20 protein-coding genes and 1 pseudogene are annotated in these 21,563 nt (G+C 71.5%); 14 read left to right on the forward strand and 7 right to left on the reverse strand.

Annotation, left to right across the window (positions count from 1 at the left end):
• A pseudogene (locus LQ222_RS23980) lies at window positions 1-281 on the reverse strand (primosomal protein N'); the annotation flags it as partial.
• 196 nt (window positions 282-477) lie between these two features.
• Here LQ222_RS23980 and fsa point away from each other — a divergent pair.
• The 4 genes from fsa to pap all read left to right on the forward strand — a co-directional run bounded on the left by fsa (window position 478) and on the right by pap (window position 4,301).
• A complete protein-coding gene (gene fsa / locus LQ222_RS23985; RefSeq protein WP_230169399.1) occupies window positions 478-1,134 on the forward strand; it encodes a fructose-6-phosphate aldolase in 657 nt (218 codons plus the stop codon).
• Complete coding sequence (locus LQ222_RS23990; protein ID WP_230169400.1) at window positions 1,131-1,811, forward strand: DUF484 family protein; 681 nt, start codon at window positions 1,131-1,133, stop codon at window positions 1,809-1,811. Before fsa ends, LQ222_RS23990 begins: the two co-directional genes overlap by 4 nt.
• Window positions 1,808-2,740, forward strand: a complete 933-nt coding sequence (locus tag LQ222_RS23995) for a tyrosine recombinase XerC (protein ID WP_230169401.1) — start codon at window positions 1,808-1,810, stop codon at window positions 2,738-2,740. The genes LQ222_RS23990 and LQ222_RS23995 overlap by 4 nt, the downstream gene beginning before the upstream one ends.
• A 73-nt stretch (window positions 2,741-2,813) precedes the next feature.
• On the forward strand, window positions 2,814-4,301 hold the full coding sequence (gene pap / locus LQ222_RS24000) for a polyphosphate:AMP phosphotransferase (protein ID WP_230169402.1): 1,488 nt from the start codon (window positions 2,814-2,816) through the stop codon (window positions 4,299-4,301).
• 155 nt (window positions 4,302-4,456) lie between these two features.
• Here pap and LQ222_RS24005 read toward each other — a convergent pair whose 3' ends face one another.
• Both LQ222_RS24005 and LQ222_RS24010 read right to left on the reverse strand, forming a co-directional pair.
• Window positions 4,457-4,987, reverse strand: a complete 531-nt coding sequence (locus LQ222_RS24005; RefSeq protein WP_230169403.1) for a septal ring lytic transglycosylase RlpA family protein — start codon at window positions 4,985-4,987, stop codon at window positions 4,457-4,459.
• Between the two features lie 353 nt (window positions 4,988-5,340).
• The gene (locus tag LQ222_RS24010) at window positions 5,341-6,225 is read right to left on the reverse strand and encodes an SUMF1/EgtB/PvdO family nonheme iron enzyme (RefSeq protein WP_230169404.1); all 885 of its coding nucleotides are present in this window, start codon (window positions 6,223-6,225) and stop codon (window positions 5,341-5,343) included.
• 142 nt (window positions 6,226-6,367) lie between these two features.
• Between LQ222_RS24010 and LQ222_RS24015 the strand changes: the two genes are divergently transcribed.
• The 4 genes from LQ222_RS24015 to LQ222_RS24030 all read left to right on the forward strand — a co-directional run bounded on the left by LQ222_RS24015 (window position 6,368) and on the right by LQ222_RS24030 (window position 11,201).
• A complete protein-coding gene (locus tag LQ222_RS24015; RefSeq protein WP_230169405.1) occupies window positions 6,368-7,612 on the forward strand; it encodes a Zn-dependent hydrolase in 1,245 nt (414 codons plus the stop codon).
• Between the two features lie 207 nt (window positions 7,613-7,819).
• Window positions 7,820-8,953: an esterase gene (locus tag LQ222_RS24020; protein WP_230169406.1), complete on the forward strand. Its 1,134-nt coding sequence runs from the start codon at window positions 7,820-7,822 to the stop codon at window positions 8,951-8,953.
• A gap of 312 nt (window positions 8,954-9,265) precedes the next feature.
• Window positions 9,266-10,345 (forward strand): calcium:proton antiporter, encoded by a 1,080-nt coding sequence (locus LQ222_RS24025; RefSeq protein WP_230169407.1) that lies wholly within the window; start codon window positions 9,266-9,268, stop codon window positions 10,343-10,345.
• 85 nt (window positions 10,346-10,430) lie between these two features.
• Entirely contained in the window at window positions 10,431-11,201 is a 771-nt protein-coding gene (locus LQ222_RS24030) for a hypothetical protein (RefSeq protein ID WP_230169408.1), read from the forward strand.
• Between the two features lie 166 nt (window positions 11,202-11,367).
• On the opposite strand, the gene ybaL is transcribed toward LQ222_RS24030, so the two are convergent.
• Window positions 11,368-13,029: a YbaL family putative K(+) efflux transporter gene (gene ybaL, locus LQ222_RS24035; RefSeq protein WP_230169409.1), complete on the reverse strand. Its 1,662-nt coding sequence runs from the start codon at window positions 13,027-13,029 to the stop codon at window positions 11,368-11,370.
• 99 nt (window positions 13,030-13,128) lie between these two features.
• Between ybaL and LQ222_RS24040 the strand changes: the two genes are divergently transcribed.
• The 3 genes from LQ222_RS24040 to gap all read left to right on the forward strand — a co-directional run bounded on the left by LQ222_RS24040 (window position 13,129) and on the right by gap (window position 16,537).
• Window positions 13,129-13,359 (forward strand): DNA-binding transcriptional regulator, encoded by a 231-nt coding sequence (locus tag LQ222_RS24040; RefSeq protein ID WP_230169410.1) that lies wholly within the window; start codon window positions 13,129-13,131, stop codon window positions 13,357-13,359.
• Window positions 13,360-13,461: 102 nt separating this feature from the next.
• Window positions 13,462-15,495, forward strand: coding sequence for a transketolase (tkt, locus tag LQ222_RS24045; protein ID WP_374202189.1), 2,034 nt, complete (start codon window positions 13,462-13,464; stop codon window positions 15,493-15,495).
• A gap of 22 nt (window positions 15,496-15,517) precedes the next feature.
• Window positions 15,518-16,537 (forward strand): type I glyceraldehyde-3-phosphate dehydrogenase, encoded by a 1,020-nt coding sequence (gene gap / locus LQ222_RS24050; RefSeq protein ID WP_230169411.1) that lies wholly within the window; start codon window positions 15,518-15,520, stop codon window positions 16,535-16,537.
• An 88-nt stretch (window positions 16,538-16,625) separates the two neighbouring features.
• Here gap and LQ222_RS24055 read toward each other — a convergent pair whose 3' ends face one another.
• The 3 genes from LQ222_RS24055 to LQ222_RS24065 all read right to left on the reverse strand — a co-directional run bounded on the left by LQ222_RS24055 (window position 16,626) and on the right by LQ222_RS24065 (window position 19,123).
• The gene (locus tag LQ222_RS24055) at window positions 16,626-17,312 is read right to left on the reverse strand and encodes a GAF domain-containing protein (RefSeq protein ID WP_230169412.1); all 687 of its coding nucleotides are present in this window, start codon (window positions 17,310-17,312) and stop codon (window positions 16,626-16,628) included.
• A gap of 149 nt (window positions 17,313-17,461) precedes the next feature.
• Window positions 17,462-18,487: a Hint domain-containing protein gene (locus LQ222_RS24060; protein ID WP_230169413.1), complete on the reverse strand. Its 1,026-nt coding sequence runs from the start codon at window positions 18,485-18,487 to the stop codon at window positions 17,462-17,464.
• Between the two features lie 249 nt (window positions 18,488-18,736).
• Window positions 18,737-19,123, reverse strand: a complete 387-nt coding sequence (locus tag LQ222_RS24065) for a DUF6636 domain-containing protein (RefSeq protein WP_230169414.1) — start codon at window positions 19,121-19,123, stop codon at window positions 18,737-18,739.
• A gap of 31 nt (window positions 19,124-19,154) precedes the next feature.
• Here LQ222_RS24065 and LQ222_RS24070 point away from each other — a divergent pair, with 31 nt between their 5' ends.
• The 3 genes from LQ222_RS24070 to LQ222_RS24080 all read left to right on the forward strand — a co-directional run bounded on the left by LQ222_RS24070 (window position 19,155) and on the right by LQ222_RS24080 (window position 21,442).
• Window positions 19,155-20,348 (forward strand): phosphoglycerate kinase, encoded by a 1,194-nt coding sequence (locus LQ222_RS24070; protein WP_230169415.1) that lies wholly within the window; start codon window positions 19,155-19,157, stop codon window positions 20,346-20,348.
• A 159-nt stretch (window positions 20,349-20,507) separates the two neighbouring features.
• Window positions 20,508-20,717, forward strand: coding sequence for a hypothetical protein (locus tag LQ222_RS24075; protein ID WP_230169416.1), 210 nt, complete (start codon window positions 20,508-20,510; stop codon window positions 20,715-20,717).
• A 185-nt stretch (window positions 20,718-20,902) separates the two neighbouring features.
• On the forward strand, window positions 20,903-21,442 hold the full coding sequence (locus tag LQ222_RS24080; protein ID WP_230169417.1) for an NUDIX domain-containing protein: 540 nt from the start codon (window positions 20,903-20,905) through the stop codon (window positions 21,440-21,442).
• Window positions 21,443-21,563 lie beyond the last annotated feature (121 nt).

The following is a 21,563-nucleotide window of genomic DNA, read 5'->3' on the forward strand; positions in this document are numbered from 1 at the left end:
GCGGCGCGCCGCCAGCCGGCCTGGGGCGGGCGGGCCTCCAGCGCCGCGGGCGTGCTCATGGCCATGCGCAGCACGGCGCCCGGCGGGCTCAGCGTATAGGCCGCGACCCAATCCACGAAGCGGCGCAGCGTGGCGGTCATGGGCGGGGCATCGAGCACGGCGCGGATGTCGCGCAGGCGCGTCTCGGGCAGCGCCGGGTCGGCGGCGCCGTCCCACACCACGCCGGCCACCTCGCGCCCGCCCAGGGGCACCACCACGAAGCTGCCCGGCGGCACGTCCATGCCGGCCGGCACGCGGTAGTCATAGGCATCGCCCAGCGGCAGGGGCAGCAGCACGCGTGCCCGTGTCGTCGGCGCAACAGCCGCCCGTGTCGTGCCGGGGCGCGTGTCTTTCACACTGGCCATCGCCTAAACTGTGATCCGCGACACGGCCGGCATCCTCAGCCCGCCCCAGATTGCCGCAGGAAGGTCCCCCGATATGAAGTTCTTCGTCGATACCGCCGAGGTGGCGGACATAAGGTCCCTCGCCGAGGCCGGGCTGGTCGATGGCGTCACCACCAACCCCTCCCTGATCGCGAAATCCGGTCGCGACTTCAAGGAGGTCATTGCGGAGATCTGTGCCATCACCACCGGCCCCGTCAGCGCCGAGGTCACCGCCACCGACGCCGCCGGCATGGTCGCCGAGGGCCAGGTGCTGCGGGCCATCGCGCCCAATGTCGCGGTGAAGGTTCCGCTGACCGAGGCCGGGCTGGTCGCCTGCCGCCGCCTGAGCGACGACGGCGCGATGGTGAACGTCACGCTGTGCTTCTCCCCCGCGCAGGCGCTGCTGGCGGCCAAGGCCGGCGCCGCCTTCATCTCGCCCTTCGTCGGCCGGCTGGACGATATCGCGACGGACGGCATGCGGCTGATCGCGGACATCGTGCAGATCTACCGTAACTATCCGGCGCTCAGGACCGAAGTGCTTGTCGCATCGGTCCGCCACCCGATCCACCTGGTCGAGGCCGCGAAGATGGGAGCGCATGTGGCAACCCTCCCGCCATCGGTGATCCGCATGCTGCTGAAGCACCCGCTGACCGACCGCGGCCTGGAGGCCTTCCTGGCCGATTGGCAGAAAACGGGGCAATCCATCCTGTGAGCACATCCCTCCCCGCCCCGGAATTCCAAACGGATCTCCCGGCGGAGGAGGTCGAGGCCTTCCTGCGCGCGCACCCGCATTTCCTGGCCGAGCGCCCGGAGATCTACCGCGTGCTGGTGCCGCCGCGCCGCCTGCATGGCGAAAGACTGGCCGACCACATGGCCGCGATGCTGGACGCCGAGCGCGCCCGCGCCCGCGCCATGGAGGCCGAGGTGCGCGCGGCGATCGAGGCCGGGCGCGCCGGCGCCGGGCTCACGGTGCGAATCCGCCTGGCGGTGCTGGCGCTGATGCGCGCGCCCGACGTGATGGAAGCGGTGACGCAGGAGGTCCCGGCGCTGCTCGGCGTCGAGACCTGCTCCCTGCTGGCGGAGGCCGCCCCGCGGGCGATCCCGCCCCTGCCGCCGGGCGTGCGGATGCTGCCGGCGGGCGCCGTGACACGCCTGATCGGGCGCGGGCGCGATGCCGTGGTGCGCGCCAGCCCCACCGAGACCGTCACGCTGCATGCCGAGGCCGCGTCGCTCGTCACGCGCGATGCGCTGGCCCGCGTGACGCTGGCCGATGGGCCGCCCATGCTGATCGCGGTCGGCGCGCGCGAGGCCGCCGCGCTGCCGGTCCGCCAGTCGGTCGCGGTGCTGGCTTTCCTCGGCCGCGCCGTCGCGGCCGCGCTGTCGCGGTGACCGGCGGGCAGGCGCGCGCCGCCTGGCTCGCCTGGCTGGAGGCGGAACGACGCGCCAGCCCGAACACGCTCGAGGCCTATGGCCATGACAGCGCGGAATTCCTGGGCTTCCTGGCGCGCCACCTGGGGGGCGAGCCCGATCTTGCCGCGCTCGGCGCGCTGCGCCCGGCCGACCTGCGCGGCTTCCTGGCGGAACGCGCGGCGGCCGGCGACGGCGCGGCCACCCGCGCGCGGCGGCTGGCGGCGATCCGCGGCTTCCTGCGCTACCTGACGCGCCGGCACGGCATGGCGGCGCTGCCGCTCGGCGCGCTGCGCGGGCCGCGGCCGAAGCCGCCCATCCCGCGCGCGCTGACGCCGGAGGATGCCCGCGCCGTCGCCGCCGAGGTGGGCGAGCACTACGACCCCGCGCGGCACGAACGCGCGCCCTTGCAGGCGGCGCGGGACGTCGCGCTGTTCACGCTGCTGTACGGCGCCGGGCTGCGTATCGCCGAGGCGCTGGCGCTGGACCTGGCCGATGCGCCGCTGCCGGGGCGCGACGGCGCGCTGCGCGTGGTCGGCAAGGGGTCGAAGGAACGCCTGGTGCCGGTGCTGCCCGCGGTGCGCGCGGCGATGGCGGACTACCTGAAGCATCGCGGGCCGGGGGCGCCGGGGGATCCGTTGTTCCTCGGCGCGCGCGGCGGGCGGCTCGATGCCGCGGTGGCGCAACGTTCCCTGCGCGAGTTCCGCCGCCTGGCCGGCCTGCCGGAGCACGCGACGCCCCATGCGCTGCGGCATTCCTTCGCGACGCACCTGCTGGGCGCGGGGGCCGACCTGCGCGCCATCCAGGACCTGCTGGGCCATGCCAGCCTGTCGACGACGCAACGCTACACGGCGGTGGATGCGGCCGGGCTCCTGGCGACCTGGAAGAAGGCGCATCCGCGGGCGGGGTGAGCGCGCGGAAAGCGCGCTTCCGCGTGGCGCAACGCGGCGCCATGATCCGCGCGACGCCAGGGATGGACACGCCATGTTCGAAGCGGCCGAGCTCGACCACAAGGTCTCGAAGGAGGAATACCGGCGCGAGGAAGCCGAGCTGCGCCGCGCGCTGCTGCAGGCGCAGCGCGACCTCGGCGCGCAGAAGCACTTCCCGGTGCTGGTGCTGATCGCCGGCGTCGAAGGTGCCGGCAAGAGCGAGACGGTCCACCTGCTCAACGAATGGATGGACCCGCGCTTCATCCAGGTCTCGGGCTTCGCCCTGCCGACCGAGGAGGAGGCCGCCCACCCGCCGATGTGGCGCTTCTGGAAGGCGCTGCCGCCGAAGGGGCGCATCGGTGTCTTCTTCGGCGCCTGGCAGACCATGCCGATCCTCGATCGCGTGCTGGGCCGGCTGGGCGCCGGCGGCTTCGCCCAGCGCCAGGAGGAGATCCTGCGGCTCGAGCGCATGCTCGCCGCCGAGGGCGTGCTGCTGGTGAAGTACTGGTTCCACTTGTCCAAGGCGCAGCAGAAGAAGCGCATCAAGGCGCTCGAGAAGGACAGCGAGACCTCGTGGAAGGTCACCCGCTACGACCGCGCGTTGTTCGAGCACTACGACGCCTTCATCGAGGTCTGCGAACCCTTCCTGCGCGAGACCTCGACCGGCGAGGCGCCGTGGACCGTGGTGCCCGCGGCGGATGAGCGGTATCGCGCGCTGTTCGTGGGTCGCCACCTGCTGGGCGCGTTGCGCGCCAGGCTGGACGCGCCGAAGGCGAAGCCGGCGCTGCCGACCGTCGCCGCCTCCCCGCCGCCGGGCCAGGTCAATGTCATCCGCGCGCTGACGCTGCGGCAGGAGATGTCGCGCGAGGACTACGAGGACCAGCTCGCGCAGGCGCAGGGCCGCCTGGCGCGCGCCACGCGGCACCGGCGCTATGGGAAGATCAGCGTGATCGCGGTGTTCGAGGGCAACGACGCCGCCGGCAAGGGTGGTGCGGTGCGGCGGCTGGGCGCGGCGCTCGACCCGCGCGCCTATCGCATCGTGCCGGTGGCCGCGCCGACCGAGGAGGAACGCGCGCAGCCCTACCTGTGGCGGTTCTGGCGTCATGTGCCGCGGCCCGGGCGCGTCACGGTGTTCGACCGGTCCTGGTACGGGCGCGTGCTGGTCGAGCGCGTCGAGGGTTTCGCGCCGGAGCACGACTGGCGCCGCGCCTATGGCGAGATCAATGACTTCGAGGAGCAGCTGGCCGGTCATGGCGCGGTGGTGGCGAAGTTCTGGCTGGCGATCAGCAAGGACGAGCAGCACCGCCGCTTCAAGGAGCGCGAGGCGACCCCCTTCAAGCAGCACAAGATCACCGCCGAGGATTGGCGCAACCGCGAGAAATGGGACGCCTACGAGGACGCGGTCTGCGAGATGGTCGAGCGTACGTCGACCCGCGCGGCGCCGTGGACGCTGGTCGAGGCGGACAACAAGCTGCATGCCCGCGTGAAGGTGATCCGCACCCTGGCGGACCGCATCGAGGCCGCGCTGAAGCGGAAGGGTTGACGGGCGCCCGGCAGTCATCAAGGCGGATCGCGGCCCAACCGCGATCCGGGAGCGCACAGCGCGACCGCGCCCAGGCCGTCAGCCGCGCCGGGAGCGCCCGAACGTGGCGCGAAGGCAAGGCCGGCGGATGCCGGCCGCCCGCCGCCTGAGGACGGTCAATCCCTCGCCTCGGCCACCTCGACCGGCACCACCTCGACCCGCGCGACGCCGCTGCGGATCATGTCGAGGTTGTGCGCGATGCGCGGGCTGAGGTCGACGATGCGCCCGCGTGTCCAGGGCCCGCGGTCCTGCACCACGCCGGTCGCCGTGCGGCCGTTGTTGAGGTTGGTGACGCGCACGGTGGTGCCGAACGGCAGGGTGCGGTGCGCGATGGTGTCCGATTGCGGGTCGAAGCGCCCGCCATTGGCCATGCGGCGCCCGGTGAAGTGGCGCGCGTAGTAAGATGCCACGCCGACCTGCGGGGCGCCGATCGGGCGGTGTGCGTCCGCGGCCGTGCCGACCACGCTGGGCACCTCGCCCTCGGCCGACTGGGCGCAGCCTATGGTCATCACCGACAGGCCGAGCACGGCGCCGGTGGCGGCGGCGCGGATCGCGCGGCGCTGCCGGGCGGGCCAGGGCTGGTCGACGATGCGCGCCGGTGCGGCACGGCGGTCGGCAGGTGTCTGGGCTTGGCTCAGGGGTGCCATTTTGGGGGGGCTCTCCTCGGCGGTCTTGGCGTCGCGGGCCGTTCGGGGGGATGCGCGCCCGGCGGCGCGCGGCACTCTCCAGCGAGTAGAAGAAGCCTGAATTCACGGCCGCCGCTCAGCGGCCCGCGGCTCCAATGCAACAATCCTGCGCGCGGCGCAATACCCCTGTGCCGGCGGGCAGGACGAGGCCCGCCTCGACTGCCTGCCATGGCAGGCGTGACTTGCTTTATTCGCCAAGTAAACATGCGCGATGACTATTTTGACCTTGCCGGCGCACCATTGAAACTGCGCCGCTTTCTATTGTATTCAGCAAGCCGGGCGCGGTGGTTGGGGGCGCCCGGCGATCCCCCCCTTCATTCCCTCCGGACCACGCGGAAGCCATTGGCCGGCACGACGTCGGTCGCCGGTTCCCCGTAGCGGAAGCCGGCACGGATGTAGCGGGGCGAATAGTTCCAGCCGCCGCCGCGCACCGTGCGTTCGGTGCACCCCGGAGCGTCCCGCGCGCTGCCCTCGCGCGGCAGCTCGGGCAGGCTGGTCGTCCAGCAATCCGCCATCCACTGCCAGGCATTGCCCAGCATGTCGTGCAGGCCGAAGGCGTTGGGCGGGAAGGAGGCGACCGGCGCGGTCGTGGCGAAGCCGTCGTCGCAGGCGAAGTTGCGCGCCGGATCGGTGTCCGGCGGCAGGGTCGCGAAATGCGCCCGGTCGGCCACGTTGGCATGCGCGCAGGCCTCGGCCCGCCCATCGCCCCAGAAGCGCGCGGTGGTGGTGCCGGCGCGCGCGGCGTATTCGAACTGCGCCTCGCTCGGCAGGCCATAGGCGCGCCCGGTGCGTGCCGACAGCCAGGCCGCATAGGCCAAGGCATCCGACCAGCGCAGGCAGACCACCGGGTGCGCGTCGGTCTGCGCGAAGCCGGGGTTGCGCCAGTCGAGGCCGGCCTCGCCACAGGCCGCCATGGCATGGCCGGTGGCGTTGACGAAGGCGGCGAATTCGCCCCGCGTGACATGCGTGCGGCCGATCGCGAAGCCCGGCAGCGCCACCCGCATCGGCGGCGACGACCAGCCGGAGATGCGCGGCGGCAAGCCTTCGCGCGCCTCCTCCTCGGCCGTCACGCCCATCAGGAAGCTGCCGGCCGGGATCGCGACCATCTGCGGGCAGTCCGCACAGTCGCGGAAGCGGGCGGGCTGCGCGGCGGCCGGCAGCGCGGCCAGGACCAGCAGCAGGACGTGCGGCAGGCGCATGCAACCTCCCCTTGTTCGGGGCCGCCCCGGCCAGGGCCCTTGGGCATCGTTGCGCCGCCGGCGGCCGCCCGCCAGGGGATTGTTGCGCGCCGCCCGCTCCAGTACACGCGCCGCTTTCCCGGCGCATCGCGGAACCACGACCATGAGCGGCACCAACCAGCGCATCGACGGCAAGCGGCTGTGGGACAGCCTGATGGCGATGGCGGAGATCGGCGCCACGCCCAAGGGCGGCGTGAAGCGCCTGACGCTGAGCGATGTCGACCACCGTGGCCGCGACACCTTCGCCGCCTGGTGCGCCGCGCTCGGCCTCACCCTGCGCGTGGATGCCATCGGCAACATGTTCGCCCGCCGCGAGGGCCGCGACCCGAAGCGCCTTCCCGTGCTGATGGGCAGCCACCTCGACAGCCAGCCCACCGGCGGCAAGTTCGACGGCGCGCTCGGCGTGATCGCCGGGCTTGAGGTGATGCGCACGCTGCATGACCTGAACATCGTGACCGACGCGCCGATCGAACTCATCAACTGGACCGACGAGGAAGGCTCGCGCTTCGGCCGGTCGCTGATGGGCTCCGGCACCTGGGCGGGGATCTACAGCCTCGACAGCACCTATGCCCTGCGCGATGTCGATGGCGTGTCGGTCGGCGCGGCGCTGGAGCAGATCGGCTACAAGGGGCCGCACGACGCCAGGCCCTTCCCCGCCGACGCCTATTTCGAACTGCATATCGAACAGGGGCCGATCCTGGAGCGCGAAGGCAAGCAGATCGGCATCGTCACGGGATCACAAGCGCAGGTCTGGTACGACGCGGTCATCATCGGCCAGGACAGCCATGCCGGCACCACGCCGCCCTCCGCGCGGCGCGATGCGCTGGTGGCGGCGGCCCGCGTGGTGACGCTGGTGGACCGCCTGATGCGCGAGCGCGGCGAGGACGGCCGCGGCACCGTGGGCTGGCTGACCATCCCGCAGGCCTCGCGCAACGTCGTCCCCGGCGAGGTCCGCTTCAGCGTCGAATTCCGCCACCCCGACGATGCGCAGATCACCGGCCTGGCGGAGAGCTTCCCCGCCGAAGCGGCGCGCCTGGTCGCCGAGACCGGCTGCCGGCTGGAGCTGACCGAACGCGTCCGCATCCCGGCCCAGCCCTTCGACCCCGCCTGCGTGGAACTGGTGCGCCAGGCGACGCAGCGGCTGGGGTTCTCCTCGCGCGAGGTCATTTCGGGCGCGGGGCACGACGCGGTCTATGTGGCGCGGTCCATTCCCACCGCGATGATCTTCACACCCTGCAAGGACGGGCTGTCGCACAACGAAGCCGAGAGCATCCTGCCGGAGGAAGCCGAAGCCGGGTGCCAGGTGTTGTTCGAAGCCGTCGTCGCGCGGGCCAATCGACAGGCGTAACGAGGGGCCGTCGCCCCCTCGAACTCCCCCACCAGGGGGCGACGGCCGCCTGGACCGCGGTCAGCAGGACGGGGGGCGCCGCCCCCGGCCGTGGCCGGGAGAGGCGGGGGCTTGCCGAGCGGCCCGCCCGCGCACCAGGCTGTGCCCACACGACGGCCGCGCCAGGATCGCACCGGTCCAGGGCCGACCGCGCAGGAGGGAACGCCGATGAAGCGGATCGCGATGCTCGCGCTATGCGCGCTGTTCTGGACGCCCGACGCCATGGCCCAGCCCGCCCCCGGCGGACCCGCGCGCCCGGCCGAATCGCGCGCGCCGCGCGGCGACGGGCCGCCGCTGCGCATCCGCGACATCTCGTCCTTCCATGTCGGCGGGCGCATCGCGGAACTCTCGGGCCTGCCGGAGCGCGAGATCGTCTTCAGCGCCGGCGCGCCGCCGGTGCGCATCAACCCCAACGGCCAGTTCCAGGTCGAACAGATGTACGCGCAGGTGGTGCGCCTGCAGAACCCGCGCTCGCGCTTCCCGATCATCCTGGCCCATGGCGGCGGGCTGACCGGCGTGACGTACGAGACCACGCCCGATGGCCGGCCCGGCTGGCAGATGTTCTTCCTGCGCGCCGGCCACGACGTGGTGGTGACGGACGCGATGGAGCGCGGGCGTGCCGGCTGGGCGCGGTCGCCCGAGATCTTCGCCGGCGAGCCGGTGTTCCGCACCATGGGCGAAGGCTGGGGCCTGTTCCGCGTCGGCCCCCAGGATGGCTGGAACATCGACCCGGCGCAGCGCCGCGCCTTCCCGGACACGCGCTTCCCGGTGGCGGCGTGGAACCAGTTCATGATGCAGGGCGTGCCGCGCTGGCCCACCACCGACCGGCAGATCCAGGCGGCGTATGATGCGCTGGTGCAGCGCATCTGCCCCTGCGTGATGCTGGTGCACAGCCAGGGGGGCAATTTCGGCTTCAATGCGGCGCTGAACGCACCCGACAAGGTGCGCGCGGTGATCGCGGTGGAGCCCTCCGGCGCGCCGCCCGCGACCGCCGAGGCGGCGCGGGTGCGCGGCATCCCGCACCTGGTGGTCTGGGGCGACCACCTGGACGCCACGCCCTTCTGGCAGAATGTCCGGCGCAACATCGACCGCTGGCAGGGCCAGCTCCGCGAGGCCGGCGGCGTGGCGGACACCATCGACATGCCCGCCGAGGGCGTGCGCGGCAACAGCCACATGATCATGATGGACACCAACAGCGACGACGTCGCGCGGCGCATCGATGCCTGGATGCAGAGCCGCGGCCTGATGCGCGACACCCCGGCCGACCGCCCGCGCCGGCGGGAGGGCCAGCGCGGCGGCTGACCGCGCCCGCATGGCGTGACCCGGGCGGCGCGATCGTCGCCCCGCAGGGGCGCGGGGAGAAGCGAGCCCGCAGGGGCGCGGAGAGAAGCGAGCCCGCAGGGGCGCGGGGAGAAGCGGGCCCGCCGGGGCGCGGGGACAAGCGAGCCCGCCGGGGCGCGGGGACAAGCGAGCCCGCCGGGGCGCGGGGACAAGCGAGCCCGCAGGGGCGCGGGGAAATGCGACCCCGCCGGGGCGCGGCGACGGCCCCCGGCCGCGTCAGCGCGGGACCGACCGCGCGGTTGATGCGCCGGCGCGCGCGGTCTAGGCAGGGCGATGGCCGGCGCACCCACGGATCGCATCCCACCGCACACGATCATCCTGCCCATCCTCGGCGTCGTGGCCTGGGCGGTGGTGGGCAAGGCCGGGCTCGGGCCGCTGGCAGCGGGGCTGGCGGTGGTGCTGCTCGGCAGCGTCCTGGCGGCGGTGCACCATGCCGAGGTGGTGGCGCTGCGCGTCGGCGAACCCTATGGCACGCTCATCCTCGCCCTCGCGGTCACGGTGATCGAGGCGGGGCTGATCATCTCCCTCATGCTCGGCGGCGACCCAAACCCCGGGCTGATGCGGGATTCAATCCATGCCGCGGTGATGCTGGTGCTGCACGGCCTGGCCGGCGCCTGCATCGTGGTCGCCTCGCGCCGGCATCGCGACGCGGAGTTCCGCGTCGATGGCGCGAATTCCTTCCTCGCGGTGCTGATCCCGCTGGCGACGCTGGTGCTGGTGCTGCCCAACCACCTCATTTCCTCGCCGGGGCCCTACCTCACGCTGCCGCAGATGGTTTTCGTGTCGCTCGCCTGCCTGGCGCTCTATGGCGCCTTCCTGTTCATCCAGACCAACTGGCACCGGGAATACTTCCTGCCGGTGGGCGGTGGCGCGGATGTCGCGCATGCGGTGCCCGGTGGCCGCATCGCCGCGGTCTCGGCGGCGATGCTGGTGGTGGCGCTCACCTCGGTCGTGCTGCTCGCGAAGGCGCTGGCGCCGGCGCTCGAGGAAGGGGTGGGCGCGATCGGCGCGCCGATCGCGGTGGTGGGCGTGATCGTCGCCGCCATCGTGCTGATGCCCGAGAGTGCGGCGGCCATCCGCGCCGCCGCGCAGAACCGCCTGCAATCGAGCATCAACCTGGCGCTCGGCAGCGCGGTGGCCTGCATCGGGCTGACCGTTCCGGCGGTGGCGGCGGTGGCCTGGTGGATCGGGCAGCCGCTGGCGCTGGGCATCTCGCCCGGCCAGACCACCCTGCTGGCGCTGTCCTTCGCCGTGGCCATCATCACCTACGGCACGGGTCGCACGAACCTGCTGTGCGGCATTGTCCATCTGGTGCTGGCGGCGACCTACGTGTTCTCGGTCTTCGCGCCGTAGGCGACCACGCGCGAGACGACCGCGATCGTTGCCGGGCTCCATCAGCGACTCTGTTTGTTGCGTCAGGGTCGGGACGACGGCTACCGTGGCGATCAACGACCATGGATGTGCGCCAATGAGTAAGTTCGGCGGCAGGGATTTCATTCTTGCTATCCAGGACAGCAAGAAGGTCGGTTCGGTCGGCGTTGACAAGCCGCCCGTCAGTCATGAAAGCAAGCAAGTCATTACGGACTCTGCCCTGAATTATGCGAAATCTAAGAATATTCCGGTGGAACGTCGCTTTTCGACACGGAAAAATGAGACGCAATTGGGTTCGTATTTCAAGAACTACTCGATAAATTGGAATCAAGGACAATTCAAATCCCTATCCATAGCATCATTGGTTACACTGGACACAACAGATAAGCTTTTCATCTTTGCGCATGGAAATAATTTTGGCGTCGCGTATATGGCTGATGATACGCCGATCAATGCCATGGGAGACAATGCCATGGCATTGGCAAAGATGCTGAGGCAGCATGGGCTTACCCAAGTAGGGTTGATCACGTTCAAGGCGTGCTATGTCGGACGAGACCGCTTTCTGGAAAACTTCGCCTCCGCCCTTGCTTTGAATGGCATCCGGGCCGGCTGGATCAAGGGCTACAAGGGACTCGCCGCAACTGTCGAGAAGCAAGGCGGCGGCTTCACGGAGGAGATCACCAATAAGAATGGAACAATCCTCGTTGACAATCAGCGATTCAAGATTGTCCGGGGACCGGGGCAGGTTTTCGAAGGCCGAAGTTTCGGCCGCTATGTCGGGCAGACATCACAGGCCGATTTGCGGAACTTCGCCTTGCTGGATGAGGGCGCCGGGTAGCGCAAACGCGCAATGTTCCCGGGCTGAGGCGCTGTCCTTGGCCCCCCCCGCGCAAGCTCGTGGACATCCGCGCAGCGTGACCGCCACACGCGCGCCGGGCTGAGGGCATTCTCCGCCCGGTCCGCACCGTGCGCGACACGCCCTGTTCGTCCGGATCCCTGTTTCGTCAGTGTGCGGCGGCAGGCCGATGCGCGCCGCGCGCCAGCGCGCGCTCCAGCATGCGATGGGCGATCTCGCGTTCCCCCATCACGGTCAGCGTCGCGCCCAGGCGCGTCAGGTGCTCGACCGCTTCCTCGGACTCCGCACGGGCCAGGATCTCAAGGTCGGGGCTGATGGCGCGCGCCTGCTGGACCACTTGGCCGGCCTCGAAGGCCTCCGGGATCGCGACGAAGATGCGCCGCGCCTTGCCGAGTTCGGCCTCGGCCAGCACCTCGGGGTCGGCGGCATTGCCGATGATCACGCGGGCGCCATCGCGGCGCGCCGCCTCGGCGGCGTCCTCGCCGGCCTCGATCACCACCAGCTTGCGCCCGGCGGCGGAAAGGCGCTTGCCGACCAGCGCGCCGACCCGCCCGTAGCCGACCAGCACCTCGTGGCCGGATTCGGCCGGGGCGGGCGCGGCCGGCGGCGGCACCGGCGACCGCACCGCGGCCGGCAGGCGCTTGTCCACCGCGAAGAACAGCACCGGGTTGACCAGGATCGACAGGATCGCGCCCGCCAGCACCAGGTCGCGCCCCTCCGCCGGCAGCATCCCCAGCGCCACGCCCAGCCCCGCCAGGATGAAGGAGAATTCGCCGATCTGCGCCAGCGAGGCCGAAATGGTCAGCGCCGTCGCATGCCCATGCCCGAAGGCCCGCACGATGCCATAGGCCGCGACCGACTTGCCCACCACGATGATCAGCACCGCCGCCACCACGCCCAGCGGGTCGCGCAGCAGCACGCCCGGGTCGAACAGCATGCCCACCGACACGAAGAACAGCACCGCGAAGGCATCGCGCAGCGGCAGCGCTTCCTCGGCCGCGCGCTGCGACAGCTTGCTCTCGCTCAGCACCATCCCGGCGAAGAAGGCGCCCAGCGCGAAACTCACGCCGAACAGCTTCGCCGCGCCGAAGGCGACGCCCAGCGCGATCACATAGACCGCCAGGCGGAACAGCTCGCGCGAACCGGTATGCGCCACATAGTGCAGCAGCCACGGGATGGCGCGCCGCCCGACCACCAGCATCGCCGCGCCGAACAGCGCCACCTTGCCGAAGGTGATGGCCAGCGTGACCAGCAGGTTCCCCGGCGCCACCGACCCCGCCATGGTCGCCCCGGCCAGCGCCGGCAGCAGCACCAGCGCCAGCACCATCGCCAGGTCCTCGACCACCAGCCAGCCGACCGCGATGCGCCCGCGCTCGGTGTCCATCAGCCGGCGTTCCTGCAGCGCGCGCACCAGCACGACAGTGGACGCGACCGACAGCGCCAGGCCGAAGACCAGCCCCGCCACCACCCCCCAGCCCAGCAGCAGCGCGAGGCCCAGGCCGAGCATCGTGGCGACGCCGATCTGCACGATCGCGCCAGGCACCGCGATCGCACCCACCGACATCAGGTCGCGCCAGGAAAAATGCAGCCCGACGGCGAACATCAGCAGGATGATGCCGATCTCCGCCAATTCCCCCGCCAGCGCGGCATCCGCCACGAAGCCGGGCGTGAAGGGGCCGACCGCCACGCCCGCCAGCAGGTAGCCAACCAGCGGCGACACCCGCAGCCGCTGCGCCACCAGGCCGAAGGCGAAGGCGAGGCCGAGGCCGACCACGATGGTGGCGATCAGGGGCGTGCTGTGGTCGGGCATGGGGCCTCCGTGCTGCCGCATGGACATGGGTGCGGCGTCAGGAATTTCAACGATTTGCGTCGATATTGACTATTTTCGCTCAGATCCCATTTGCCGCCCATGCCGCTCACCGCGCCGCAATGCCGTGCCGCCCGCGCGCTGCTGGACTGGACCCAGGCGGAGCTCGCCGCCGCCGCCGCGGTCAGCCCCGGCACCGTGCGCGGCTTCGAGGCCGGGCGCCACGTGCCGCACCGCGCCAGCGCCGCCGCCCTGCGCCGGGCGCTCGAGGCGGTCGGCATCGTCTTCATCGATGCCGGCCCCGATGGCGGCGAGGGCGTGCGCCGCGCATAGCCGCCCGGCGGCGCGATCCGGACCCGCCCGGTTGCCCCCCGGCCCCCCCGCCTCTATAGCGGCGCGCCCCCCCGACGCAGCCGCAGGTGCCACTTGGCCAGCATTGCCCCGACGCCCGACGCTTCCGCCAACCCGGCCCTGGCCGCCCAGGCGGAGATCCTCGCCCGTCCGGCCACCGAGGCGCGCCACCTGGCGGATGCCATTCGCGCGCTGGCGATCGATGCGGTGGAAGCCGCGAAATCCGGCCATCCCGGCATGCCGATGGGCATGGCCGATGTCGCCACGGTGCTGTTCACGAAGTTCCTGAAATACGACGCCGCCGACCCGCGCTGGGCCGACCGCGACCGCTTCGTGCTGTCGGCCGGGCATGGGTCGATGCTGCTCTATGCGCTGCTGCACCTGACCGGCCATGCCGGCATGGGGGCGGATGAACTGCGCCGTTTCCGGCAGCTCCATTCCCCCGCCGCCGGCCACCCCGAATACGGCGAGCACCCGGGCATCGAGACCACCACCGGGCCGCTTGGCCAGGGCATCGCCACCGCGGTCGGCATGGCGCTGGCCGAACGGATGATGCAGGCGCGCTTCGGGGTTTCCCTGGTCGACCACCGCACCTGGGTCATCGCCTCGGATGGCGACCTCCAGGAGGGCGTGAGCCACGAGGCGGCGTCGCTGGCGGGGCATTACGGCCTGTCGAAGCTGTGCGTGCTGTGGGACGACAACCACATCTCGATCGACGGCGACACCGCGCTGTCCTTCACCGACGACACGCTGAAACGCTTCCAGGCCTATGGCTGGGCCACGCGCCGCGTGGATGGGCACGACCCCGAGGCGCTGGCGGCGGCGATGGGCTGGGCCACGCGCAACCGCAAGCCGACGATCATCGCCTGCCGCACCATCATCGGACTCGGCGCGCCGACCAAGGCGGGCACGGCCGGGTCGCACGGCTCGCCGCTGGGCGCCGCCGAGGCCGCCGCCGCCAAGCAGGCGCTGGGCTGGACCGCCGCGCCCTTCACCGTGCCCGACGACATCAAGGCCGCCTGGGAGGCCGCCGGGCGCCGCAGCGCGGGGGCGCGCCGGTCCTGGCTGAAGCGCCTGGCCAAGCACCCGCAGCAGGGCGAATTCGACCGTGCGGTCGCCGGCCGCCTGCCGGAATCCTGGCACGAGGCGCTGGCCGCGCTGCGCGCGAAGCACGCCGAGGAGAAGCCCAAGCTCGCCACGCGCGTGTCGTCGCAGCGTGCGCTGGAAGCGCTCGTGCCGAGCGTGCCGGAGATGGTCGGCGGATCGGCCGACCTGACCGGGTCGAACAACACCAATGTGAAGGGCATCCCGCCGATCGCCCCGGGCAATTTCGCCGGGCGCTTCGTGCATTGGGGCGTGCGCGAATTCGGCATGGCGGCCGCGATGAACGGCATGGCGCTGCATGGCGGCATCATCCCGTATTCCGGCACCTTCCTGGTCTTCGCCGACTACCTGCGCCCGGCCGTGCGCCTGGCCGCGCTGATGCGCACGCGCGTCATCCATGTGCTGACGCATGACAGCATCGGCCTGGGCGAGGACGGACCCACCCACCAGCCGGTCGAACACCTGGCGTCATTCCGCGCCATGCCGAATGTCTGCGTCTTTCGCCCGGCGGATGCGATGGAGACGGCGGAGTGCTGGGAGCTTGCGGTGAAGCGCGCCGATGGGCCGTCGCTGCTGGCGCTGTCGCGGCAGAACCTGCCGGCGCTGCGCGCCGATGCCGGCGAGAACCGCTGTGCGCGCGGCGGCTATGTGCTCGCCGAGGCGAACGGGCCGCGCCGCGCCACGCTGATCGCGACCGGGTCGGAAGTGTCGCTCGCGATGGAGGCGCGCGCCGCGCTGGAGGCCGAGGGCATTCCGACCGCGGTGGTCTCCCTGCCCTGCTGGGAGATCTTCGCCGCGCAGGATGCGTCGTATCGCGACCAGGTGCTCGGCGCCGCGCTGCGCGTGGGCATCGAGGCAGCGGTCGGCTTCGGCTGGGAACGCTGGCTCGGCGCGGATGGCGTGTTCATCGGCATGGGCGGCTTCGGCGCCTCGGCGCCGGCCGAGGACCTGTACCGGCATTTCGGCATCACGGTGGATGCGGTCACGGCGGCGGTGAAGAAGCGCGTCGCTTAGTTCAGACGGGAAGGAAGACACCATGGCGGTCAAGGTTTCGATCAACGGGTTCGGGCGCATCGGCCGCCTGGTGCTGCGCGCGGCCTGCGAGGCGGGGCGCCAGGACCTGGAATTCGTCACCATCAACGACCTCGGCTCGGTCGAGGCGAATGCCCACCTGTTCCGCTACGACAGCGTGCATGGCCGCTTCCCCGGCGAGGTGATCGTCGAGGGCGACACCATCACCATCAGGAACGCGGGCAAGACCTGGGGCCCGATCAAGATCACCGCGGAACGCGATCCGTCGAAGCTGCCGCTCGCGGGCATCGATGTCGCGATGGAATGCACCGGCATCTTCACCAGCAAGGAGAAGGCCTCGGCGCTGCTGGCGGCCGGCGCGCGCAAGGTGGTGATCTCCGCCCCCGGCGACAATGCGGATGCGACCATCGTCTATGGCGTGAACGAGAAGACGCTGACCAAGGAGATGACGGTCATCTCCAACGCGTCGTGCACGACCAACTGCCTGGCGCCGGTGGCGAAGGTGCTGCACGACAATTTCGGCATCGTGCGCGGCTACATGGTGACCATCCACGCCTATACCGGCGACCAGAACACGGTGGACACGCTGCACAAGGACCTGCACCGCGCGCGTGCCGCGGCGGTCAGCGCCATCCCGACCAGCACGGGCGCGGCCAAGGCGGTGGGCCTGGTGATGCCGGAACTGAAGGGCAAGCTGGACGGCACCGCCATCCGCATCCCGACGCCGAACGTGTCGCTGGTGTCGCTCGACTTCGTGCCCGCCAAGGATGGCGTGACGAAGGAAGCGGTGAATGCGGCGATGAAGGCCGCGAGCGAGTCCGGGCCGCTCAGGGGCATCCTCGGCTACAACACGGAACCGCTGGTCAGCATCGACTTCAACCACAACCCGATGTCGTCGACCTTCGACGCCACGCAGACCCAGGTGGTCGATGGCGGGCTGGTGCGCGTGCTGTCCTGGTACGACAATGAATGGGGCTTCTCGAACCGCATGAGCGACACGACGGCGCTGTTCGGCAAGCTGTGATCGCCGGTGTCGGGGGCCGCCGCGCGGCGGCCTTCGACATGCGGCACCGGCAGGCGGGCTTTCGCCGCCCGCGCGCCGCGCCGTCCGTTCAGTCGCGCTGGGCGGCCGGAGCGGCGACGGACAGGGCGGGCTTCGGTGCGCCCGACCCGGCGGGGCGCAGCCGGTCCAGCAGAGCCTCCAGCTTCGCATCCTCGGCGCGCAGGCGGATCGCCAGCGCCAACAGGGCGGCCAGGTCGCCCATCTGCCGCGCGGTCCGGGCATCAAAGCGCCGGTGCTCGTCATGGCTGACGACCCACAGCGTGCCCAGCGCGACGCCGCGCCCGTCATACAGCGGCACGATGAGCCCCTCGACGATCGCCGGTGCCGCATCGTGGAGATACGTGAAGACGCGGGCGGGGCGCTCGACCAGGATCGCCTTGCCCGCTGCGATGCACAGCCCGCATGGGCTGAAATCGACCGGGGTGGTGCCGCCCGAGAAGCGCTCGAAGGCGCCTGACAGGCAGTCCCAGTGGAAGGCGCGCGTGCCGCCGGGCTGGTCGACCAGGATGCTCAGGCCCGCCGAACCCGCGTCGCAAAGCTCCAGGGTGATGTCGAGGAAGCGCGCGATCGCATCCGCCGGCCGTTGCGCGACCAGCGCCACCACCTGCTGCATGGCGGCGAGTTCGGCGGCATTGTCATGCGCGCGCACGGGCCGGCGCAGCAGCTGGTCGGTGATGACGACGCTGTAGCGGGGATCGGCGGAGGGCGCGCGCTCGCTCGTGATGGGCTGGGCCATGGGTCGGGGGTTCCGCCACGGCGGGACTGCCGTTCAACCGCTTAGATTGGTGTTGACGAAGAATCAACAACCGCAGGCTGCAAATACCGGCGGCGGCGCAAGGGCGGGGCGAGCGCGCCATGCGGGACGCGCCCGCCCCTGCCGGTGCCTCAGGCGGTCCGCCGGGCAGGCGCCGGCGCCGCCGCGCGGCCGGCCAGGCGGGCGCGCAGCACCTCCAGCGCCGGTCCCTCCAGCAGCAACGGGTAGCACGCGGCCTCGGCGTAGCGGCCATTGGCGCGCGCGCTGGCGAAGTCCTTGACCAGCGTCGTCACCACGCCGTTGTCGAAATGCTTGCGATTGCCATCGTCGAAATAGGATTCGGCGACCGCCCCCTCGGCCACCAGCAGGCCATGCCCCGGCACTTCGACATGCCAGTAGGTCACCTCGGGGCACCAGCCTTCCTGCACGATGCTGCGTCCGTTCACCAGCAGCCGGGCGGGCACCAGGCGGCCATCGAGGAACAGCGCGTGCTCCGGCGAGACGCGCAGGTCCCGGTACGGGACGCCGTCGGCCAGCGCGCCAGCGCGGATCAGCACCGGCGCGACGGAAGCGGGGTCGGGGTGGCGGGCGACGGCGGTGCGCGCATGGCCCATCCAGACCACCGGCTGCAGCGGCGCGCCGGTGCCGTGTGCCACCACCACCAGGTCGCCGGCGCGCAGCGTCTCGACCGGCACTTCCCCGCGCGCGGTCGCGATGCGCGTGCCTTCCGCGAAGCACACGACCACATCCTTGGTCGGGTCGTAGTCGAAGATGGTGACGTAGTCCTTGTCGGTGCCGTCCTTGCGGATGAAGACGGAGGCCGGGCCGACCTCCTTGACCTCCCACGGGTCGTCGGTGCCGCCGGTCCAGCCTTCCAGGGAGAAGGCATCGGCGCCGCTGCCGCCGAAGATGAAGTCGTCGCCATCCCCGATCTTCCAGCTGATCAGGTCGTCGCCGGCGCCGCCCTTGATGACATCGGTGCCCGGCCCGCCGGACAGCGTGTCGTTGCCATCGCCGCCCACCAGCAGGTCGTTGCCCTCGCGGCCGGCCAGGCTGTCATTGCCGCCACGACCCGCGGCAGCATCGTTGCCGGAAGTCCCGGTGAAGACATCGTCACCATTGCCGGGCCGAGGGCCAGGATTCCAGTTGCCGGACATAATGATTCTCCCGCTCGCATGACCATTTATCGACAAGCGGTACTACGCGGGCTTGATGCGATGGTTGCGGCGGGCGGGTTCAAGGCGTTGTTTTGTTACAATTTTTACTTTAGATTGCGTCCGCCTTGATCAATACACGCGATGGTAGCGGCAGTCTGCCCCGGCGCACGGCAGGCGCCGGCCCACGCCCGGCCTTGGGCCGCACCGCCTGTCCGCCGCGCGCGCCGCACGGCGTCGCCATGCGCGCGGTCAGAAGATCAGCAATCTTGCCCGCGCCAGCTCGAAGCCGCGCCCATCCGCGTTCACGCAGCGCACCCCCTGCGGTGTCGCCGTGCAGGACAGCCCGCGGCCCTGCCAGGCCTGGCCGTAGCCCAGCACCGGCGCCGCCGGGTCCGCCACCGTGTCGCCATGGCAGATCAGCACCGGCGCGCCGCGCGCGCGCATCCCGATCGCCCCGCCATGGTCCTGGTCGCAGCCGCGCGGCCGCGGCGGGCGTGGGTAGGTGAAGTTGAGCACGTCGCAGCGCAGGATGCCGTCATGCACGGCGCAGTGGATGTTGCCCGAGGGCAACTGGAAGGCCTCCTGCGCCGATGCTAGGACCGGCAGCAGGATCAACACCGCGATCCACCGCACCATCCCACCCCTCCCCGCCAGGATTTTCGACGCGATGACGTACCGAACCATCGACGCGCTGGAGCCCAAGGGCAAGCGCATCCTGCTGCGCGCGGACCTCAACGTGCCGGTGCGCGACGGCGCCATCACCGACCGCACGCGCATCGAGCGCCTGTGCCCGACCATCGCGGAGCTCGCCAATGCCGGCGGGCGGGTGATCATCTGCAGCCACTTCGACCGCCCGAAGGGCAAGCGCGTGCCCGCCATGTCGCTGAAGCCGCTGGCCGAGGCGCTGTCCGCCGCGCTGAAGCGCCCGGTCGCCTTCGCCGAGGAGTGCATCGGGCCGGTCGCCGAGGCCGCCGTCGCCGCCCTGGCCGATGGCGACATCCTGCTGCTGGAGAACACCCGCTTCCATGCCGGCGAGGAAGCCAACGACCCCGCCATGGCCGCTGGCCTGGCCAGGCTGGCCGACGCCTATGTGAACGACGCCTTCTCCGCCGCGCATCGCGCGCATGCCAGCACGGAAGGCGTCGCGCACCTGCTGCCGTCCTATGCGGGGCGGCTGATGGAGGCCGAGCTCAAGGCGCTCGATGCCGCGCTGGGCAATCCGGCGCGGCCGGTCGTGGCGATCGTCGGCGGGTCGAAGGTGTCGACCAAGCTCGACCTGCTGGGGAACCTGTCGAAGAAGGTCGATGTGCTGGTGATCGGCGGCGCGATGGCGAACACCTTCCTGGCGGCGCAGGGCCACCCGATGGGCAGGTCGCTGCAGGAAGCCGAGATGCACGACACCGCCCGCGCCATCCTGGAGACCGCGCGCGCCGCCAATTGCGAGATCCTGCTGCCGACCGACCTGGTGGTGGCCGAGGCGTTCGCGCCGAACCCGCCGACCCGCACCGTGCGCGCCGATGCGGTGCCGGAGGGCTTCATGGCGCTCGATGTCGGCCCGGACACCGAGCAGGCGATCGAGACCCGCCTGCGCGCCGCCTCCACGCTGGTCTGGAACGGCCCGCTCGGCGCCTTCGAGACGCCGCCTTTCGATGCCGCGACGGTCGGCGTGGCGCAGATCGTCGCCGCGCTGACGCAATCCGGCGCGCTGAAGTCGATTGGCGGCGGCGGGGATACCGTGGCCGCGCTGCGCCACGCCGGCGTGGCCGAGCGCATGACCTATGTGTCCTCGGCCGGCGGCGCCTTCCTGGAATGGCTGGAGGGCAAGGACCTTCCGGGGGTGGCGGCGCTCACCGCAACGTGACCTCACGGCGCGTGATGCGCCGCGATTGCACGCATTGGTTGCTGGAAGGTTAATGGCGCTCCCGCCCAGTTTGACGGGATGCGCATTTCCCCCCTCCGACCCGCTGCCAGGCGCCCGGCGTTCAGCCATTCTTCACGTCTTGGCTGGACAATGCTGCGCATGGTCAGCCTCAACTCCCTCGCCGCCTTCACGCAGGAGGTCACCCGCAGCGCCGGCATCCAGCCGGTCCGCGGGACCGACCGCCCGACCGACGCCGCGCGCGCCGCGGCGCCGGCCCAGCAACGCACGCTCGAAACGGTGCCGCCCTCGGGCAGCCTGCCGTCGCTGCAGATGCTGCCGCGGGGGTCGCTGCTCGACCTGCGGGTCTGAAGGCGCGTCCGCGCAGCCCGGCGCGCGGCAGCGGCCGCGGTGCCGGGCGTTCGCACCCGGTGCGACCCGCCCGGATGATGCGTTAGCGCCACCGGTCGCAATCCACGTGGCCGTTCGCCAGTTTTTGAACGCGCCGGCGCAACCCGTGCTTGCGGCGACGGGGTGGCCTGTTCCATGATTCCCCCATGTCCCGCTTCATCCGGCGGATCCCCGAGGGCGATGACCGCGAACGCTTGATGTGCCCCGATTGCGGGCATGTCGCCTATGAAAACCCGAAGGTCGTCGTCGGCTCCGTCGTCGTGGCCGACGACACGGTCCTGCTGTGCCGCCGCGCCATCGAACCGCGCCTGGGCTTCTGGACCATCCCCGCCGGCTACATGGAAATGCACGAGACGGTGGAGGAAGGCGCCCGCCGCGAAGCCTGGGAGGAAGCGCGCGCGCGCATCGTCCTCGATGGCGTGCTCGCGGTCTATTCCATCGCCAGGCTCGGCCAGGTGCAGGTGATCTTCCGCGCGCGCTTCGCCGAACCAGGCTTCGAGGCGGGGCCGGAGAGCCTGGAAGTCCGCCCCTTCGCCTGGGCCGACATCCCGTGGGACGACCTGGCCTTCCCGTCGGTGCGCTGGGCCTTGCGCGCCTGGCGGGACGGCGCGCCGGGATCGGTCGCGCTCAACCCGGCCGAGGACCTGCGCGGCATCCGCCCGCTGCCCGCCGGCGGTACCGCATGACCGGCCGGCGCATCCTGCTCGGCGCCGCGCTGGCGCTGTTCGCCGGCACCGCAGCAGCCCAGCAGGCCGCCCCGCCGCCGGTCCGCCGCGCGCCGCCGCACCGCCGCGCGGCGCCCGCCGC

The sequence above is a fragment of the Roseomonas sp. CECT 9278 genome (assembly GCF_918698155.1).
Classification (GTDB): Bacteria; Pseudomonadota; Alphaproteobacteria; order Acetobacterales; family Acetobacteraceae; genus Neoroseomonas.

Bases quoted from the DNA above. Each gene is read 5' to 3' on its own strand.
- fsa (WP_230169399.1), top strand. From the start codon at position 478: ATGAAGTTCTTCGTCGATACCGCCGAGGTGGCGGACATAAGGTCCCTC.
- pap (WP_230169402.1), top strand. From the start codon at position 2,814: ATGTTCGAAGCGGCCGAGCTCGACCACAAGGTCTCGAAGGAGGAATAC.
- LQ222_RS24005 (WP_230169403.1), bottom strand. From the start codon at position 4,987: ATGGCACCCCTGAGCCAAGCCCAGACACCTGCCGACCGCCGTGCCGCA.
- LQ222_RS24010 (WP_230169404.1), bottom strand. From the start codon at position 6,225: ATGCGCCTGCCGCACGTCCTGCTGCTGGTCCTGGCCGCGCTGCCGGCC.
- LQ222_RS24015 (WP_230169405.1), top strand. From the start codon at position 6,368: ATGAGCGGCACCAACCAGCGCATCGACGGCAAGCGGCTGTGGGACAGC.
- LQ222_RS24020 (WP_230169406.1), top strand. From the start codon at position 7,820: ATGAAGCGGATCGCGATGCTCGCGCTATGCGCGCTGTTCTGGACGCCC.
- LQ222_RS24025 (WP_230169407.1), top strand. From the start codon at position 9,266: ATGGCCGGCGCACCCACGGATCGCATCCCACCGCACACGATCATCCTG.
- ybaL (WP_230169409.1), bottom strand. From the start codon at position 13,029: ATGCCCGACCACAGCACGCCCCTGATCGCCACCATCGTGGTCGGCCTC.
- LQ222_RS24040 (WP_230169410.1), top strand. From the start codon at position 13,129: ATGCCGCTCACCGCGCCGCAATGCCGTGCCGCCCGCGCGCTGCTGGAC.
- gap (WP_230169411.1), top strand. From the start codon at position 15,518: ATGGCGGTCAAGGTTTCGATCAACGGGTTCGGGCGCATCGGCCGCCTG.
- LQ222_RS24055 (WP_230169412.1), bottom strand. From the start codon at position 17,312: ATGGCCCAGCCCATCACGAGCGAGCGCGCGCCCTCCGCCGATCCCCGC.
- LQ222_RS24060 (WP_230169413.1), bottom strand. From the start codon at position 18,487: ATGTCCGGCAACTGGAATCCTGGCCCTCGGCCCGGCAATGGTGACGAT.
- LQ222_RS24065 (WP_230169414.1), bottom strand. From the start codon at position 19,123: ATGGTGCGGTGGATCGCGGTGTTGATCCTGCTGCCGGTCCTAGCATCG.
- LQ222_RS24070 (WP_230169415.1), top strand. From the start codon at position 19,155: ATGACGTACCGAACCATCGACGCGCTGGAGCCCAAGGGCAAGCGCATC.
- LQ222_RS24075 (WP_230169416.1), top strand. From the start codon at position 20,508: ATGGTCAGCCTCAACTCCCTCGCCGCCTTCACGCAGGAGGTCACCCGC.
- LQ222_RS24080 (WP_230169417.1), top strand. From the start codon at position 20,903: ATGTCCCGCTTCATCCGGCGGATCCCCGAGGGCGATGACCGCGAACGC.